Annotated in this window: 13 protein-coding genes; 3 read left to right on the top strand and 10 right to left on the bottom strand. The window is 71.1% G+C overall.

Annotated features, from left to right (window positions below; translation table 11 throughout):
• Window positions 1-69 precede the first annotated feature (69 nt).
• Both AB0I77_RS43510 and AB0I77_RS43515 read right to left on the bottom strand, forming a co-directional pair.
• Entirely contained in the window at window positions 70-1,905 is a 1,836-nt protein-coding gene (locus AB0I77_RS43510) for an IucA/IucC family protein (protein WP_363288403.1), read from the bottom strand.
• Window positions 1,906-2,101: 196 nt separating this feature from the next.
• The gene (locus AB0I77_RS43515) at window positions 2,102-3,874 is read right to left on the bottom strand and encodes a diaminobutyrate--2-oxoglutarate transaminase family protein (protein ID WP_363288404.1); all 1,773 of its coding nucleotides are present in this window, start codon (window positions 3,872-3,874) and stop codon (window positions 2,102-2,104) included.
• A gap of 372 nt (window positions 3,875-4,246) precedes the next feature.
• Between AB0I77_RS43515 and AB0I77_RS43520 the strand changes: the two genes are divergently transcribed.
• Window positions 4,247-5,470 (top strand): hypothetical protein, encoded by a 1,224-nt coding sequence (locus tag AB0I77_RS43520; protein WP_363288405.1) that lies wholly within the window; start codon window positions 4,247-4,249, stop codon window positions 5,468-5,470.
• Window positions 5,471-5,685: 215 nt separating this feature from the next.
• On the opposite strand, the gene hflX is transcribed toward AB0I77_RS43520, so the two are convergent.
• The 6 genes from hflX to miaA all read right to left on the bottom strand — a co-directional run bounded on the left by hflX (window position 5,686) and on the right by miaA (window position 14,065).
• Entirely contained in the window at window positions 5,686-7,179 is a 1,494-nt protein-coding gene (gene hflX / locus AB0I77_RS43525; RefSeq protein ID WP_363288406.1) for a GTPase HflX, read from the bottom strand.
• A gap of 202 nt (window positions 7,180-7,381) precedes the next feature.
• Entirely contained in the window at window positions 7,382-8,893 is a 1,512-nt protein-coding gene (locus AB0I77_RS43530) for a M1 family metallopeptidase (protein WP_363288407.1), read from the bottom strand.
• A gap of 179 nt (window positions 8,894-9,072) precedes the next feature.
• On the bottom strand, window positions 9,073-11,313 hold the full coding sequence (locus AB0I77_RS43535) for an HD domain-containing protein (RefSeq protein WP_363288408.1): 2,241 nt from the start codon (window positions 11,311-11,313) through the stop codon (window positions 9,073-9,075).
• 288 nt (window positions 11,314-11,601) lie between these two features.
• Complete coding sequence (gene dapF / locus AB0I77_RS43540; RefSeq protein ID WP_363288409.1) at window positions 11,602-12,471, bottom strand: diaminopimelate epimerase; 870 nt, start codon at window positions 12,469-12,471, stop codon at window positions 11,602-11,604.
• 43 nt (window positions 12,472-12,514) lie between these two features.
• Window positions 12,515-13,018, bottom strand: a complete 504-nt coding sequence (locus AB0I77_RS43545; RefSeq protein ID WP_363288442.1) for a hypothetical protein — start codon at window positions 13,016-13,018, stop codon at window positions 12,515-12,517.
• Window positions 13,019-13,126: 108 nt separating this feature from the next.
• Window positions 13,127-14,065: a tRNA (adenosine(37)-N6)-dimethylallyltransferase MiaA gene (miaA, locus tag AB0I77_RS43550; RefSeq protein WP_363288410.1), complete on the bottom strand. Its 939-nt coding sequence runs from the start codon at window positions 14,063-14,065 to the stop codon at window positions 13,127-13,129.
• 183 nt (window positions 14,066-14,248) lie between these two features.
• Between miaA and AB0I77_RS43555 the strand changes: the two genes are divergently transcribed.
• Complete coding sequence (locus AB0I77_RS43555) at window positions 14,249-14,524, top strand: hypothetical protein (RefSeq protein WP_363288411.1); 276 nt, start codon at window positions 14,249-14,251, stop codon at window positions 14,522-14,524.
• A gap of 24 nt (window positions 14,525-14,548) precedes the next feature.
• A complete protein-coding gene (locus AB0I77_RS43560) occupies window positions 14,549-14,848 on the top strand; it encodes an antitoxin (RefSeq protein ID WP_363288412.1) in 300 nt (99 codons plus the stop codon).
• Window positions 14,849-14,988: 140 nt separating this feature from the next.
• On the opposite strand, the gene AB0I77_RS43565 is transcribed toward AB0I77_RS43560, so the two are convergent.
• Both AB0I77_RS43565 and miaB read right to left on the bottom strand, forming a co-directional pair.
• Window positions 14,989-15,714, bottom strand: a complete 726-nt coding sequence (locus tag AB0I77_RS43565) for a class III extradiol dioxygenase subunit B-like domain-containing protein (protein WP_363288413.1) — start codon at window positions 15,712-15,714, stop codon at window positions 14,989-14,991.
• Between the two features lie 56 nt (window positions 15,715-15,770).
• Window positions 15,771-17,291, bottom strand: coding sequence for a tRNA (N6-isopentenyl adenosine(37)-C2)-methylthiotransferase MiaB (gene miaB / locus AB0I77_RS43570; RefSeq protein WP_363288414.1), 1,521 nt, complete (start codon window positions 17,289-17,291; stop codon window positions 15,771-15,773).
• Window positions 17,292-17,389 lie beyond the last annotated feature (98 nt).

The raw sequence follows: 17,389 nt of genomic DNA on the forward strand, positions 1-17,389 counted from the left end.
GGCACTCCTCTCAGGAGGCGGGACGGGGCATTTTCCTCAGGATCGGAAACGTTGGTCCGGAGCGGTTGGTCAGGAGACAAGGGGGTTGGCGATGGTGACGTAGACGGACTGGGTGTCCACCGGACCGACCAGTTCGTCGAGGCCGTGCAGGCGGGTCAGCAGGTTGGCCTTGCAGCGCAGGACAGGTGAGTCGAGCAGGCGGGCCGGCAGTGTGGTGCGCAGGCGTGCGGGACCGGAGGCGACGTCGTGGAGGAAGCGTCGGAAGGCGGCGAGCAGCAGCCGCTCGTCGGCCAGGCGCTGGGAGCCGAACGCACCGATGAGGCCCAGGATGTTGTTGATCGCGAGGTAGTACGTGAATCGCTCGTCGGTGACTTCGTCGGAGACGAACGTGTCGCTGTGCTCACCGATGCCGGGCAAACGGCCATCGAGTTCCGTGCGCCGGGACTCGCGGAAGTAGTAGCCCTGGTTGTCGCGGTAACGGCCACCGGCGGGCCAGCCGTCGCCGTCCAGGAGGACCAGGGTGTTCTGCTGGTGGGCCTCCAGGGCGATTCCCGCCTCCGCGTCCAGCCACAGCACCGGACGGACGACCTGTTCGAGGTAGCGCAGGAACCACTCAGCGGCGACGGCCCCTCGGGGGCGGCCGGTCCGGCCGGCGAGGCGGGTGACGACCTCGGCCAGCCTGGACCGCAGGACCGGTCGGTCACCGTCCCGACGGTCTGCGGCAGCGCTGGGGGGCACGTGGGGGCGGGGCGAGATGAGCCCGGCGAGGCAGGAGACGTCGTCCGAAGGGGTGAAGGGGTTGTGCCGGATCATCAGGTCCAGCCCGGGCACGGTACTGCCGTCCGGCCCGTCGACGGCGAGCCAGGCAGGGTCGCGCACGATGTCGAAACCGGGGTGGGCCGCCTGCCACTGCTTGGACAAGCCGCTGCGCAGCAGTCGGTGGACCTCCACGCCGCGGTGGAGCTCCTTGCGGAGGTTCTCACGGCGGGAGTTGGTGATGCGCAGCCCCAGCGACAGCTTAAGCATGGCAGGAGCGCCGGGCCGGTGAACGGTTCGTACGGAGGAGGTGGGGTGCCACGGGGAACCGTGCGTGCCGAGGTCCCGCAGCAGACCCGCGTCGAGCAGAGCCGCGGTCTCGGGGCGGTGCCGGACCTCGCGCAGTTGCCAGGGGTGCAGGGGCAGCGCCGTGTGGCCTTCGGGCAGCGGCAGCCCGGGGCCGGCGAGCCGCGCGGTGAGCTGGGCCGCGGTGACGGGACGGCCGCGCTCGGTCCAGGCCGAGTCGGTGGCGAGTACGGAGGGAGCGACAGCCATCCAGTGCAGGGGGAAGCAGCCGCGCGATTCGGGTGAGTACAGCCGTGCTTCGGTTTCGGAGAGGCCCTCGCGACTCTTCGGGGTCGGGTGCAACGGGTGCCCGAACACGAGTGCCTGTTCGGCGGCGAGGAAGAGGTCCGGATCGTCGGCGGGCTGTTCGCGGCGCTCGCTGAGGAAGGCGCTGGTTCGGCGGACGGAATCGGCCACGCGCGCGACGAGATCGGTGGCACCGGTGGCCGGCGCGAGTCGGTCGGCGGTGTCGCTCTCGCCCGGCGTCTCCCTGGTGAGCAGTGCGGCGACCGTGACCGCATCGATCGGCGGGGACTGGGCGGGAGCGTCCGCGAGGTACGGGCGGCCGAAGCGGTGCCACCCGGTCGGGGACCAGTAGTGGACCGGGGCGAGGAGAGCTGTGCCACTGGCCGGGAGCGGGATGCGGAGGATGCCGTTGTCGGGGGTGGGGAGGTTGGCTTCGCGGACCCAGCACCGCAACAGGTTCTCGACGGCTGCGGCCTCGGCTGCGATGTCCGGGTCCGGGTCCTCCAGGAGGTCGGCGGCGGCCCACGGTGATTCGGATTTCGGAGCGCTTCTTTGCATGGGGGTGGGTACCGCTGTGGGGGCAAGGCCGTCGGGTGCTGGGGTGGAGTTCAAGGCTGGGTTCCTCGGGGTGGTTCTGGTTCGTGCCGCCGGGGCGAATCGGCGTGTTGTTCCGGAAGTCGGTCGGCACGCTCGGCTGTACATGCGGCCAGGGCAGGGCGCGCGCCGATGGACGTACTGGCGCACGACCGGCGCACTACCCCACCTGTTCGGCGTGGCCGCCCTGCCGACCGGTCTGTCGGCGCTGCTGGTACGCCTGATCGCCAGGACCGTGACCGCGGTGATGGCCGGGGTGGTGACTGCGGGCCACCGCCTCCACCGCGTCGGCCAGTCGCTGCAGCACCGCGGCCGCCTGTTCGTCACTGATCGTCAGTGGCGGGAGCAGCCGCACGACGTTCGCGTGACGGCCGCCGAGTTCGACGATCAGGCCGCGGCGCAGGCACTCCCGCTGAACGGCGGCCGCGAGTCGGGGCGCGGCGGGACGAAGGCCACGAGCGAGATCCGGCACAACCGCCGACCCCACGCCACCACCGGAACAGTCGTGGCCGACCCCAGAGCCGGCACCACCGGAACAGTCGTGGCCAGCCCCAGAGCCGGCACCACCACCGGAACAGACATGGCCAACCCCAGAGCCCACACCACCACCGGAACCATCGCGGCCGACCCAGGGATCCACACCGCCTCCGCCACCGGCACTCGCCTCACCCCCGGTGCCGGCGCCGCCAGGCTCGACATCCCCCGCCGCCTCCACCATCTCAACGCCGATCATCAGACCCCGCCCCCGCACGTCGCCGATGATGGGGAACTGGCCGGCCAGTTCCCGAAGTTGCCCGAGCATGCGGGAGCCCAGCGTGGTCGCGCGTTCCGCGAGGCGGTTTTCGCGGACGTAGGCCAGGGTCGCCGTACCCGCGGCCATGGCGAGCTGATTGCCGCGGAACGTACCCGCGTGGGTGCCCGGTTCACCGACGTCGAGGTCGTCGCGGTAGACCACGACGGCCAGGGGCAGGCTGCCGCCGATGGCCTTGGAGAGGACCATCACGTCGGGGGTGACGCCACTGTGGTCGACCGCCCAGAAGGCTCCCGTGCGCCCGACCCCGGTGTGGACCTCGTCGACGATCAGTGGAATGGACCGGGCGGCCGTGACGTGGCGCATGCGGCGCATCCACTCGTCGGGCGCGGGGATCACCCCGCCCTCGTCCTGGACGGGTTCGAGGATCATCCCGGCGGGCAGCGACTGCGAGCGTGGGGCATCGAGGACGGACTCGGTCCAGCGGGCGGCGAGTTCGGCCCCGCGCGCGCCGCCGACGCCGAACGGGCAGCGGTAGTCCTGCGGATAGGGCAGGTGTGCGGCCCGCTCCAGGTGTGCGGCCCGCTCGTCGAAGGCGTCCCCGGACGCTTCGAACGTCCCGGCGGTCATCCCGTGGGAGGCGCCGGTGAAGGCGAGCATGCCGCTGCGCCCGGTCGCGGCCCGTACGAGCTTGAACGCGGCCTGTACCGCGTCCGCGCCGGCCGGTCCGCAGAACTGCACGCGCGCGTGGTCGGCGAGTCCGGGCGGCAGGGTGCGGAACAGCTCGGTGACGAAGGCGTCCTTGACGGGTGTCGCCAGGTCGAGGGCGTGCAACGGTGCGCCCGAGTCGAGGACCTTGCGAATCGCCTCCAGGACCACGGGGTGGTTGTGCCCGAGGGCCAGCGTTCCCGCGCCGGAGACGCAGTCCAGGTAACGACGTCCGTCCGCGCCCTCGATGGTCAGTCCGCGCGCCCGCACCGGGACGACGGGCAGGGCGCGCGCGTAGGTACGCGCCGCCGATTCCCGCGCCGACTGACGCCGCAGGATTCCCTCGTGCGCGGAGCCCGCCCCTTCGGACTCCTCGACAACAACTCGCCCGGCGGTCTCACCAGGCGAACTCGCGGCGGCCTCACCGTTCTCGGCCGTGGCGGCCTTACCGGGCACAGTCTCGGTCACGGCCATGGTTCTCCCTGTTCTCCCGCTGTCCAGGGGCAAGCGGTTCCTCGCGTCCTCGCCCGACCCGACATACGAAACCCCGCGAGTCTTCACTCGAAATCTCCGGGGATTCGGGCACAGGGGACCGCATCGACCACCGGTAGCAAGCCCCCACCGCTACCAACCCCGGACCACGTACCGGGTTACGGGTTGCTTCAAGATCCTTGCCGTGACGGAACCGTTGCCGTTCCATTCGAAGTCCCCCACAGCGAGCGCATATCGTGTGATGCCGTTCCCGCAGTCCGTGAGACCGGTATGAACTCGGCATGAAATCGGCATGAGTTCAACCGCGGTCCACGACCACAGCGCCACGTTCGTTCACCCAGGGGGAGTCAGATCATGCGATCCATACGGCCGTCGTTCACCGCTCGTCGAGGAGGGAGCGCGCGTCGCACAACCTCCCCCGTGCTGACCGCCGTCGCGCTCGCCTCGGCGCTCGCACTCACCGCCACCGCCTGCGGTTCCGGCGATGCCGAGGCGGGCGGCGAGGCCTCCGCCTCCGCCGCAGCCGAGGGCGACGGCAAGATCAAGATCCCGGACAACATCAAGGACAAGCTCAAAGAGCACGGGATCGACATCGACAAGTGGAAGAACGGCGCTTGGAAGAACTGGGACAAGGACGACTGGCTGCGTGAGGCCGACGAGTACATCAACCCGATCATCCAGGGCCTGTGGGACCCGGACCGGATGCGGGATGCCGAGGACCCGGACAACGCCGTCGACGACGGTGACCTCTCCGGTGACCAGGGCGTGACCGACCCGACGCCCGCGCCGGTGGACGCGAAGGCCGTGTCGCCTACGTACCATGCCAACGCTCCCGAGGCGGGCAAGGTGTTCTTCGACTCCCCCGAGGGCAGCATGGTCTGCTCGGCGACGGTCGTGGAGGATCCGGCGCACCCCGGCAAGTCCAACCTGGTGTGGACGGCGGGCCACTGCGTGCACTCCGGCAAGACCGGCGGCTGGTATCGCAACATCGCGTTCGTGCCGTCGTACAACGACCAGGGCATGACAGCCGCGGAGCTGCAGAACGCCGCCCGGGAGGAGGTCGCTCCGTACGGTGTCTGGTGGGGCGACTGGGCGCAGACCTCGGACCAGTGGATCGAGCAGGGCGGTTCGACGGGCGGGGCCGGAGCCTCGTACGACTTCGCGGTCATTCATGTGACCCCGGAGAAGGGCAGCGGCGGCAAGTCGCTGGAGGAGACGGTCGGTTCGGCGCTGCCGGTGGACTTCGAAGCCCCGGCCGTGACGAAGGTGCAGAGCATCACGGCGACCGGCTATCCGGCGGCGCCGCCGTTCGACGGGCAGGCGCTGTACCAGTGCCAGGACAGGCCGGGACGCCTGTCGATCAACGCTGCGGACCCGACGATGTACCGCATCGGCTGCACCATGACCGGCGGTTCGTCCGGCGGTGGCTGGGTCGCGAAGGGCTCGGACGGCAAGCCGGCGCTGGTTTCCAACACCTCGATCGGCCCGGTGACCGCGGGCTGGCTGGCCGGTCCGCGACTGGGTGAGGAGGCCAAGGGCGTGTACGACTCGGTCAGCGGGAAGTTCGCGGGCCAGTGACCGGCCGCTGAGCGCCGACCGCACGTACGGCGGTGGGGTGCGGTATCCGGTCGACCCGCCCCACCGCACCTGCCTCGCCGGCCGCGGCTGGGCCAGGAGGCCGAGACACGCTGCACGAGACCATGAGCAGGACGTGCGGCGGCCGGTGACCCGCACATGCTGAAGGCCCGCCTCCGCGACAGCGGGGGCGGGCCTTCAGGCTGTTCTACGACGGCTCAGGCGAGCGGTGCCGGAACGTACGGCGCGAGGTCCGCCGCCAGTTCCTCGTGCACCCGCGCCTTGAGCAGCGTGCCCTCCGGGGTGTGCTCCTCGGAGATCACCTCGCCCTCGTCGTGGGCGCGGGCCACCAGCTTGCCGTGCGTGTACGGCACGAGCACCTCGATCTCGACCGACGGCCGCGGCAGCTCGTTGTCGATGAGCGCGAGCAGCTCGGCGATGCCCCGGCCGGTGCGGGCCGAGACCGCGATGGAGCGCTTCTCGATCCGCATGAGCCGCTGGAGCGTCAGCGGGTCGGCCGCGTCGGCCTTGTTGATCACGACGATCTCCGGTACGCCGGTGGCGCCGACGTCCCTGATCACCTCGCGCACGGCGGCCAGCTGCTCCTCAGGGTCCGGGTGCGAGCCGTCCACCACGTGCAGGATCAGGTCGGACTCGCCGACCTCCTCCATGGTGGAGCGGAACGCCTCGACCAGGTGATGCGGCAGGTGCCGTACAAAACCGACCGTGTCCGCCAGCGTGTACAGCCGTCCGCTCGGGGTCTCGGCCCGGCGCACCGTCGGGTCGAGGGTCGCGAACAGGGCGTTCTCGACGAGGACGCCCGCGCCCGTGAGGCGGTTGAGCAGGGAGGACTTGCCGGCGTTGGTGTAGCCCGCGATGGCGACCGACGGCACCTTGTGGCGCTTGCGCTCCTGGCGCTTGATCTCGCGGCCGGTCTTCATGTCCGCGATCTCCCGGCGCATCTTCGCCATCTTCTCGCGGATCCGACGCCGGTCCGTCTCGATCTTGGTCTCACCGGGACCACGGGTGGCGAGGCCACCGCCCTTGCCGCCGCCCATCTGACGGGACAGCGACTGACCCCAGCCTCGGAGCCGCGGCAGCATGTACTGCATCTGCGCGAGCGCCACCTGCGCCTTGCCCTCTCGGGACTTGGCGTGCTGGGCGAAGATGTCGAGGATCAGGGCCGTACGGTCGATGACCTTGACCTTGACGACGTCTTCGAGGTGGATCAGCTGGCCCGGGCTGAGCTCACCGTCACAGATGACGGTGTCCGCGCCCGATTCGAGCACGATGTCCCGCAGCTGCTCGGCCTTGCCGGAGCCGATGTAGGTGGCCGCGTCGGGCTTGTCGCGGCGCTGGATCACGCCGTCGAGCACGAGCGCGCCCGCGGTTTCGGCGAGGGCGGCGAGTTCCGTCAGGGAGTTCTCCGCGTCCTGCGCGGTCCCCGTGGTCCAGACGCCGACGAGTACGACCCGCTCCAGGCGGAGCTGGCGGTACTCGACCTCGGTGACGTCCTCGAGCTCGGTGGAGAGGCCCGCGACGCGGCGCAGGGCCGCGCGCTCGGAGCGGTCGAACTGGTCGCCGTCCCGCTCTCCGTCGTTCTCGTGGCTCCAGGCGACGTCCTCTTCCATCAGGGCATCGGCCCGAAGATTCTCGGGGTGGGCAGGCGCGAGGCGCTGAGCGTCCTGGGAAGGGGATGAAGAGGAGGTCATTGGGTCCTTACGTCGATGGTGATTCCGTTAGGCGGCGACAGAGCGGAAGCGGAGCTTCTGAGCTGCTGCGTCACTGCTCACAACGCACGAGCACTCCGGGAGATTCCCGAGTCCCGTACCGCGCCGACCCGATGATGGTCGCACGGCACGGCACGGCCCGTCACTGTCTTATTCCGCGTCGTGTTCCGCGTCCGCCGTCAGGTCATTTCGCGGGCGCCGTCGGCTTCCAGTCCGGGTGGCCGGGCATCGGCGGCGTCTTCTTGCCGTACAGCCAGGCCTCGAAGAACCCGCCGAGGTCGCGCCCGGAGATCTCGGAGGCCAGCCGCACGAAGTCCGTGGTCGTCGCCGTGTCGTCCCGGTGGCCGCTCACCCAGGCCCGTTCCAGACGTTCGAAGGCCTGGCGGCCGATCTCCTGCCGAAGGGCGTACAGGGCGAGCGCCGCGCCGTCGTAGACGTTCGGCCGGAAGATGCCGGTCTTCTGGCCAGGATCGGGCACTTTGGGGGCCGCGGGCGGTCCGCCGGCCGCGCGCCAGCGGTCGGAGGAGCCGTACGCCGCCTTCATCCGCGCCTGGATCGGCCGGTCCGCCTTCTCCTGCGCGTACAGGGCCTCGTACCAGGTGGCGTGCCCCTCGCTCAGCCACAGGTCGGACCAGGTGCGCGGGCTGACGCTGTCGCCGAACCACTGGTGGGCCAGCTCGTGCACCATGATCGACTCGATGTACCACTTGGGGTAAGCAGGCTCGGCGAACAGGTCTCTCTCGAAGAGAGAGAGGGTCTGCGTCTCCAGCTCGAAGCCGGTGTCGGCCTCGGCCACCAGCAGGCCGTACGTCTCGAAGGGATAGGGCCCGACCTTGCCCTCCATCCAGGCGATCTGGTCAGGCGTCTTCTTCAGCCACGGTTCGAGTACGGCGCGGTCCTTGGTGGGCACGACGTCCCGTACGGGCAGTCCGTGCGGGCCGGTGCGATGCAGCACGGTGGAGCGGCCGATGGAGACCTGGGCGAGTTCGGTGGCCATGGGGTGCTGGGTGCGGTACGTCCAGGTCGTCGCCCGGCCCGCCCGGTCCACACCGGCCGGCAGCCCGCCCGCGACGGCCGTGTAGCCGTTGGGCGCGGTGACCCTGATGGTGAACATCGCCTTGTCGGAGGGGTGGTCGTTGCACGGGAACACCAGGTGGGCGGCGTCGGCCTGATTGGCCATGGCGAGGCCGTCCGCGGTCCGCACCCAGCCGCCGTCGCGGTCCGCGGCGGACACGGGGTCACTGGTGTGCCGGACGGTGATCCGCATCCAGCTGCCCTCGGTCAGCGGCTCCTCGGGCGTGACCACCAGATCCTCGGCGGCGCTCGTGAAGGCCGCGGGCTCGCCGTCGACCTCGACCGAGTCGACCTCGCCGTGCGCGAAGTCGAGGTTGACGTGGTCCAGCGAGGTCGTCGTCCAGGCGTCGATCGTGGTGACCGCCTGGAGCGGCTTGCTGTTGGTGCCGGGATAGGTGAAGGAGAGGTCGTACGACGCCACGTCGTATCCGGGATTGCCGAGGTACGGGAAGAGGCGGTCACCGACGCCCAGCGGGGCGGCGGGGGCGCCGGCGGCGACGAGGCAGACGGCGACGGCGGAGGCGAGCAGTGCGGCCGCCTGGCGCCGTCGGCCGGTCCTGGTGCGGGGGCGGGAGGCGTCGGAGCCGGGTCCGTGCGTCCGGGTGCGGGGGGTGAGCAGCATGCATCACCGCTACCAGCGCGCGCGTGCCGTACGGCGGCGGCGCGCGCCCGGCCCACTCGAACGGGTTGGTCGCCGGGAGGGCACCCGGGTTCGCCGCGCGCCTCAGCGCCCGTCACGCGCCCACGAGCGCGGCGCTCAGCCCATGAGGCCGGCGCTCCCCCAGGCGCTCGGTTCCTGCCTCACGCCCCCGGCGTCTGCGGCTGCGCCCTGCCCACGTCGTACACGCCCGGCACATTGCGCATCGCCCGCATGAGGGCCGGCAGGTGGGCCGCGTCCGGGAGCTCAACCGTGTAGGTGTGGCGTACTCGCTGCTCGCTGGGCGGTTCGACGGTGGCCGAGACGATTTCCGCGCCCTCCAGGGCCATCGCTTCGGTGAGGTCCGCGAGCAGATGGGGGCGGCCGAACGATTCGGCGACCAGGGTGACCCGGCACGCGGTGGTGTCACCCCAGCGCACGCCGACTTCCGCGCGCCCCGCGCTCTTCATGCGCGCCACCGCCGCGCACTCCACGCGGTGGACGGTCACCGCTCCCCCGCGTACGGCGAAGCCGGTCACCTCGTCGGGCGGTACGGGCGTACAGCAGCCCGCGAGCCGGACGCTCGCGCCGGGCTGGTCGACGACGGCCTCTGCGGCGGCTGGACGGTCGACCGAGGGGACGGCGGGGCCGGGCTCGCCGGCATGCGCGGCGGCGGGGCGGTCGGCGGCAGGACGGGGCGAGAGACCTTCGCCGGCGGACCGGAAGGCCGCCTCGGAGGCCTGGAGCGACGGAGCCGGCGCCTCCTCCTGCGCCGCGGCGGACGCCGGATGCGTCGCGAGCCACCGTTGGATGGCGATCCGGGCGCCGGGCGTGTGAGCGTGCTCCAGCCACTCTCTGGAGGGCTCGGAGGCGGGGTCCTGGCCCATGAGGAGCTGGACGGTGTCGCCGTCCCTCAGGACCGTGCTCAGGGTCGCCAGGCGGCCGTTGACGCGGGCACCGATGCACGCGTGCGCGTCCTCGCCGTACTGCGCGTACGCGGCGTCAACGCACGTGGCTCCCTCGGGCAGGCCCAGGGTGCCGCCGTCGGGCCGGAAGACGGTGATCTCGCGGTCCTGGGCGAGGTCCTCGCGGAGGGTGGACCAGAAGGTGTCGGGGTCGGGGGCGGCTTCCTGCCAGTCGAGGAGGCGGGAGAGCCAGCCCGGACGGGTGGGGTCGACCCGCTCACCATCTGCCGCGGCCTGCTCCTCCGAGGGAGGAGCGTAGGGATTGCCGAGCGCGATCACTCCGGCCTCGGCGACCTGATGCATCTGGTGGGTGCGGATGAGGACTTCGGTGACCTGGCCGTCCTCGCGGGCGAGCGCCGTGTGCAGCGACTGGTACAGGTTGAACTTGGGGACGGCGATGAAGTCCTTGAACTCCGAGACGACGGGCGTCATACAGGTGTGCAGTTCGCCCAGTACGCCGTAACAGTCGGCGTCTTCGTTCACCAGCACCAGCAGGCGGCCGAAGTCGGCACCCCGCAGCCGGCCGCGTTTGCGGGCCACGCGGTGCACGGAGACGAAGTGCCGTGGCCGGATGAGGACTTCGGCCTGGATGTCGGCGTCGCGCAGGACCGTGCGCATCTCGTCGGCCGTCTCGGCGAGCGGGTCGTCCGATCGGGAGGCGTTGTCGACGATCAACTCCCGCGTGTGCTGGTACTCCTCGGGGAGGAGGATCGCGAAGACCAGGTCCTCCAGTTCGGTCTTGAGCGCCTGGACGCCGAGCCGTTCGGCGAGCGGGATGAGGACGTCGCGGGTGACCTTGGCGATGCGGGCCTGTTTCTCGGGGCGCATCACGCCGAGGGTGCGCATGTTGTGCAGCCGGTCGGCGAGTTTGATCGACATCACGCGGACGTCGTTGCCGGTGGCGACGAGCATCTTGCGGAAGGTCTCGGGCTCGGCGGCCGCGCCGTAGTCGACCTTCTCCAGTTTCGTGACGCCGTCGACGAGGAAGCGGACCTCCTCGCCGAACTGCTCGCGGACCTGATCGAGCGTCACGTCCGTGTCCTCGACGGTGTCATGGAGCAAAGACGCCGTCAGAGTCGTTGTCTCGGCGCCCAGTTCGGCGAGGATCAGCGTCACCGCGAGCGGGTGTGTGATGTACGGCTCACCGCTCTTGCGCATCTGGCCGCGGTGCGAGGACTCGGCCAGGACATAGGCGCGGCGCAGCGGTTCGAGGTCGGCATCGGGGTGGTGGGCGCGGTGCGCCTCGGCCACATGGCCGATGGCGTCGGGCAGCCGGTCGCGGGCGGCGGGGCCGAGCAGCGCGGCCCGGCCGAGGCGGCGCAGGTCGATCCGGGGGCGGGCCTTCCTGCGGGGCACTGTCGGCGTCAGTGGGCCTGATGCCGCCTGGGCCGATGACACCACCGGACCCGGGGTCGCAGGATTCGTGGCCTCCGCACTCATGGGCACCTCCGGCTGCGTGGACCGGCGGACGGGGTGCCCCAGGGCGGACACGGCTCGGGGGATTGGCATCAGTCCCCCGTCCGGGCCGGTGCTTGATGCTACCGAGCCCACCATGCCCGACTGACCGCCTCTCGCCGAGCGTGAAACGGATCACCCATTCGAGCGAGGGTTTACAGGTTTACGATTTCGAGCCATGTGATCCGCCACCGTCTGCGATGTCGAACAATCCGCACTGCCGAAGGGTGCGGATCCGGGCATCCTGGGCTGCCGCGATGGCGATTCACCCACTCAACGGACCGCGTTTTCCAGCCACTCCGCGTCGATCTCCCCCTCGGCGACGATCACCGCGGGTCCGGTCATCTCGATCTCGCCGTCGGACCGCTCGGTGATCACCAGAGTGCCGCCGGGCACGTCGACCGTGTACGTCACCGGGGTGCCGGTGACCGCCGGGTCGGCGCCGTCCCTGCGGGCGGTGGCCACGGCGACGGCGCACGCGCCCGTGCCGCACGAGCGGGTCTCGCCGGAGCCGCGCTCGTGCACCCGCAGGGCGACGTGCCCGGGGCCGCGGTCGACCACGAATTCGACGTTGACCCCGTCCGGGTAGGCGAAGGCCGGGGTGAACGGCGGCGGGGAGTACAGGTCTCCCGCGTGCGCGAGGTCGTCGACGAAGGCCACGGCGTGCGGGTTGCCCATGTTCACGTTCCGTGCGGGCCAGCTGCGCTCGCCGACGCTCACGCTGACGTCCCCTTCGGGGAGCAGAGCCCTGCCCATGCCGACCGTGATGTCACCGTTCTTCGCGATGTGGACGGTCTTCACGCCCCCGCGCGTGGCCACCGCGAGGTCGCCCTCACCGGCGTACCCGGCGCGCTGGAGGTAGCGCGCGAACACGCGCACGCCGTTGCCGCACATCTCCGCGATCGAGCCGTCGCCGTTGCGGTAGTCCATGAACCACTCCGCCTCGGCCGCCAGGTGCTTCGCCTCGGGGTGCGCGGCGGACCTCACCACGTGCAGCAGTCCGTCACCGCCGATGCCCGCGCGGCGGTCGCACAGGGCGGCGACGGCGGGCGGGGGCAGGTCGATGGCGTTCTCGGGGTCCGGGACGATCACGAAGTCGTTCTCCGTGCCGTGCCCCTTGAGGAAGGCGATCCGCGTGCTCATTCCTCGATCGTACGGGGTGGGTACGACATGACAGCCGACGCCGTCAGCGCAGCCGGGCCACTCTCCACACGGCCAGCACGACCACCGCGGCGACCATCACGACGTACGCGATCACGACCCGCCAGTCCGGTCGGCGCCCGGAGCCCCGCTGCGGCAGCCCCGGCCACGTGTAACCGACCCGGCGAGCGGCCATCATGCCCCAGCCGGCCGCGCAGGAGCAGATCAGCAACCCCAGCATGGCGATCACGGCACCGCTGTCGCCGAAGTCGAAGGCCAGCGGGAAGGCGAACATCAGGGAGCCGACCGCGGCGAGGCTCACGATGGGCGCGAGCTGCCAGATGCGCAGCCGACGCTGCGGACGCAGCTCGACCTCGACCTCCGGGCCGCCCGCGAACATCTCTTCGGGCTCGGGACCGTCGGCGGTCACACCGTCGTGCGTATCGTCGGGCCCGTCCGGGCTCAGACGGTCGTCGTCCTGCTCCGGTTCGCCATTTTCGACGGTGCTGTGTTCGGTGCCTTCTGCGGTGTCGCGAGGGCCGGCCTCCATCGCCACGCGCCCTCCCAACTTGGACTCCACTTGGTCGATCGAAGCTCGATGATGGCACGACGTCGGAGGCCGGGATGACGGCCGGAGCGTCCCGATGCCATGACGTGATCAGGCTGTAACCGGTCGTTCGACCAATGCCAGCGCGAGCTGCGGAAGTTCCGTGAGATCCACCGCGGCCCCACTCAACCAGTGCACCCGCGGATCGCGCCTGAACCACGAATCCTGGCGGCGCGCGAAGCGTTTGGTGGCCCGTACGGTCTCCATCCGCGCATCCTGCTCCGTGCACTCCCCGGCGAGCGCCGCGAGCACCTGCTGGTAGCCGAGCGCGCGCGAGGCCGTACGCCCCTTGCGCAACCCCTGCGCCTCCAATGCGCGCACCTCGTCCACGAGGCCCGCCTCCCACATCCGGTCCACCCGGCGCGCGATGCGCGCGTCGAGCTCGGGCCGCGTCACGTCGACGCCGATCTGAACGGTGTCGTAGATGGAGTCGTGACCGGGGAGGTTGGCGGTGAAGGGCTTGCCGGTGATCTCGATCACTTCGAGGGCCCGGACGATACGGCGGCCGTTGCTGGGCAGGATGGCGTGCGCGGCCTCGGGATCGGCGGCGGCCAGGCGGGCGTGCAGCGCGCCGGAGCCGCGCAGGGTGAGTTCCTCCTCCAGCCGGCCCCTGACATCAGGGTCCGTGCCGGGGAACTCCAGGTTGTCGACGGCCCCTCGGACGTACAGGCCGGAGCCGCCGACCAGGATCGGCCAGCGGCCCTCGGAGAGCAGCGCGTCGATCCGCTCCCGCGCGAGCCGCTGATACTCGGCGACGGACGCCGTGACGGTCACGTTCCAGATGTCCAGGAGATGATGCGGGACGCCGGCGCGCTCCGCGGGCGTCAGCTTCGCGGTGCCGATGTCCATCCCTCGGTAGAGCTGCATGGAGTCGGCGTTGACGACCTCGCCGCCGAGACGCCGAGCCAGGAAGACGCCCAAATCGGACTTTCCGGCTGCGGTCGGTCCAACGACGGCGATGACGCGGGGGGTAGGGGGTGCACTGCTCACCGCCCCAGTCTCGCAAACCTCGCACCCTCGCCTCGAACGAGTTACGTGACGGCCCGTACCCGGGGTCGTTGCCAGTTGCGAGGTTCTCCGCCGCCCGTTCGCAGAGGCGGCGACCCGGGCGACGCAAACGGACGCACCGGACGACGCGGGATTTCGCCCGCACGAGTAACGTATGGAGTGGATATGGGTGTTTTCGCACGACTTCTTCGGAGGTCGAAGGCCACGGAGGAGGCGTCAGCCGCCGAGGCGCAGGCCGAGGCAGCGACGGCCGAGCCCGCGGCTCAGGAGGCGGCAGAGGCGAAGGAGTCGGCCGAGGCAGAGGCCAAGGCCGAGGGCCCGGTGGAGGAGACGGCGGCGCAGGGTGCCGAGGAGACCTCCGGCGACGGCGTCGAGATCCCCAAGCAGCAGTCCGCCGAAAAGTCTGCCGACAGCGCGGCCGGTGAGGGCGCCCGCACGTAACTGCCCCGCGAGGGAAGGTGGACCATGCGTCTCCTGGACAATGTGAAGGCCAAGCTGTCCCCGGCCAAGGACAAGGTCTCCGGCCTCGCGCAACAGCACGGGGACAAGGTTCAGCACGGCCTGGACAAGGCCGCGAAGGTCGTCGACAAGACGACCAAGGGCAGGTACAGCGGCAAAATCCAGACAGGGACGGGCAAGGCCAAGGGCGCCATGGACCGCCTCGCACACAAGGACGCCCCGGTCGCGGGCACGGACAGCGGCACGCCGCCTACCGCGCCTCCGCCGGGCTCGCCGCCCCAGGAATCACCCCCGCCGTCTTCCTGAACGGCACAGCAGATCGGCCAACGGCATACCGGCATCGGCATATCGACGGACGGCCCGGAGCTCGACGCTCCCGGCCGTCCGCCGTGTCCGGAGCTACGGTTCGCCGCTTGCCGTCCCGGCCCCCGCCCCGCCGTCGGCGCCTACGACCAGGCAGCGACGACGTACCCCACGCCGTACGGCGCGGCCTCGTACAGCAACGCGCCGCCCAGGCCCGCATCCTCGGCCGCGCCCGAGAGGACCTGCCACGGGGCCCGGCCGGAGGCCTTCAGCTCGTACGCCAGCTCGGCGTCCAGCGCCTGGAGAGCCGCCACGTCCGCCGCGCCCAGCGCACACGCGACCTGCGCGTCGAAGGGTGCCGCCCGGTCGTCCAGGTAGCCGGGGGCCTTGAGTGTGCGGCACGCGCTGGCGTCGCCCATCACCAGCAGCACCACCCGCTCGGCCCGGGTGGCGATGTCCCTTCCGGCTTGAACACACCGCTCGGCCGCGAGAGGTTCCCCCACGCCGAGTCCCTCGACCGGGGCGGCGGACCATCCGACCCGCTCCAGCAGCCACGCGGCCACCGCGAGCGAGGACGGCAGCGGGCGCTCGGGCTCCGTAGCCCTGTCCGAACCCTTGTCCGCGCCCAGGCGTACGTCGACGTCCACCCCGAACCCGTGGAACGAGCCCCGCGCGCCCTCGCGGTGGACCCCGCGCCCGCTCTGCTCAGCAGGCCCGACGACCACGAGGCGGTCGGGCCGGGCGGCGGCGAGGACGCCGAGCGCGTCCGTGCACGCGGCACGCGCGGCGTCCAGCTCGGGTGCGGCGCCCGCGGCGATGTCGGGCACGAGCAGAGGCGGGCAGGGGCAGACTGCGGCGGCGACAAGCATGATCGGCAGGGTAACCGCGTACGACCGCCTCCGTGCGGCGGCCGTCGACGTGCGGGTCAGTCGCAGCCGCAGCCGCTGCCCGTGGCGACCGGCACAGGTTCGGGCGCGCCGATCTTCGGCAGGCCGAGCATCACGCCGACCGGCTTCGCCGCCTGCGCCGCGTTGCGCTTCTCCCAGGCGTCCCCCGCGCGCGTGCGGCGCACGTCGAGGACGGCGCCTTCGGCGAGGAGGTGGTGCGGGGCGGCGTAGGTGACCTCGACGGTCACCACGTCGCCGGGGCGCACCTCCTGCTCGGGCTTCGTGAAGTGGACCAGGCGGTTGTCGGGGGCGCGGCCGGAGAGGCGGTGGGTGGCGCCGTCCTTGCGGCCCTCGCCCTCGGCGACCATGAGGTCGAGGGTGCGGCCGACCTGCTTCTTGTTCTCCTCCCAGGAGATCTCCTCCTGGAGGGCGACGAGACGCTCGTACCGCGCCTGGACGACCTTCTTTGGGATCTGGTCGTCCATGGTGGCCGCCGGGGTGCCGGGCCGCTTGGAGTACTGGAAGGTGAACGCCTGCGCGAACCGCGCCTCGCGCACCACGTGCAGGGTCTGCTCGAAGTCCTCCTCGGTCTCGCCGGGGAAGCCCACGATGATGTCGGTGGTGATCGCCGCGTGCGGGATGGCGGAGCGGACCTTCTCGATGATCCCTAGGTAGCGGTCCTGGCGGTAGGAGCGGCGCATCGCCTTCAGGACCGTGTCCGAGCCGGACTGCAACGGCATGTGCAACTGCGGCATCACATTCGGTGTCTCGGCCATGGCCGCGATGACGTCGTCGGTGAAGTCGCGCGGGTGCGGGGAGGTGAAGCGGACGCGCTCCAGGCCCTCGATGCTCCCGCAGGCCCGCAGCAGCTTGCTGAAGGCCTCGCGGTCGCCGATGTCGGAACCGTACGCGTTGACGTTCTGGCCGAGCAGCGTGATCTCGGAGACACCCTCGGCGACCAGGGCCTCGACCTCGGCGAGGATGTCGCCCGGCCGGCGGTCCTTCTCCTTGCCGCGCAGGGCCGGGACGATGCAGAAGGTGCAGGTGTTGTTGCAGCCCACGGAGACGGAGACCCAGGCGGCGTACGCGCTCTCGCGGCGGGTGGGCAGCGTCGACGGGAACGCCTCCAGCGACTCGGCGATCTCGACCTGCGCCTCCTCCTGCACGCGCGCGCGTTCCAGCAGGACCGGCAGCTTGCCGATGTTGTGCGTGCCGAAGACGACGTCCACCCAGGGCGCCTTCTTCACGATGGTGTCGCGGTCCTTCTGCGCGAGACAGCCGCCGACCGCGATCTGCATGCCGGGCCGCTTCGTCTTCATCGGCGCGAGCCGGCCGAGGTTGCCGTACAGCCGGTTGTCGGCGTTCTCGCGGACCGCGCAGGTGTTGAAGACGACGACGTCCGCGTCACCGTCCGATCCCTCGGGGGCGCGCACGTACCCGGCGTCTTCGAGCAGCCCGGACAATCGCTCGGAATCGTGGACGTTCATCTGGCACCCGTAGGTGCGAACCTCGTATGTCTTCACGTCCGCTGCCGGGCTCCGGTCGCTGCTGCTGGTCATTCCTCAAGGGTAGGTGCTCACCGGAGTCGCCCTGCCGACGGCCCCGACCCGGCCGCGGCCGGAACACGCCGGTTCCCCCCTTCCGGGCCGCGTCGTTG

This window comes from Streptomyces sp. NPDC050619 (assembly GCF_040654815.1).
Lineage (GTDB): Bacteria > Actinomycetota > Actinomycetes > Streptomycetales > Streptomycetaceae > Streptomyces.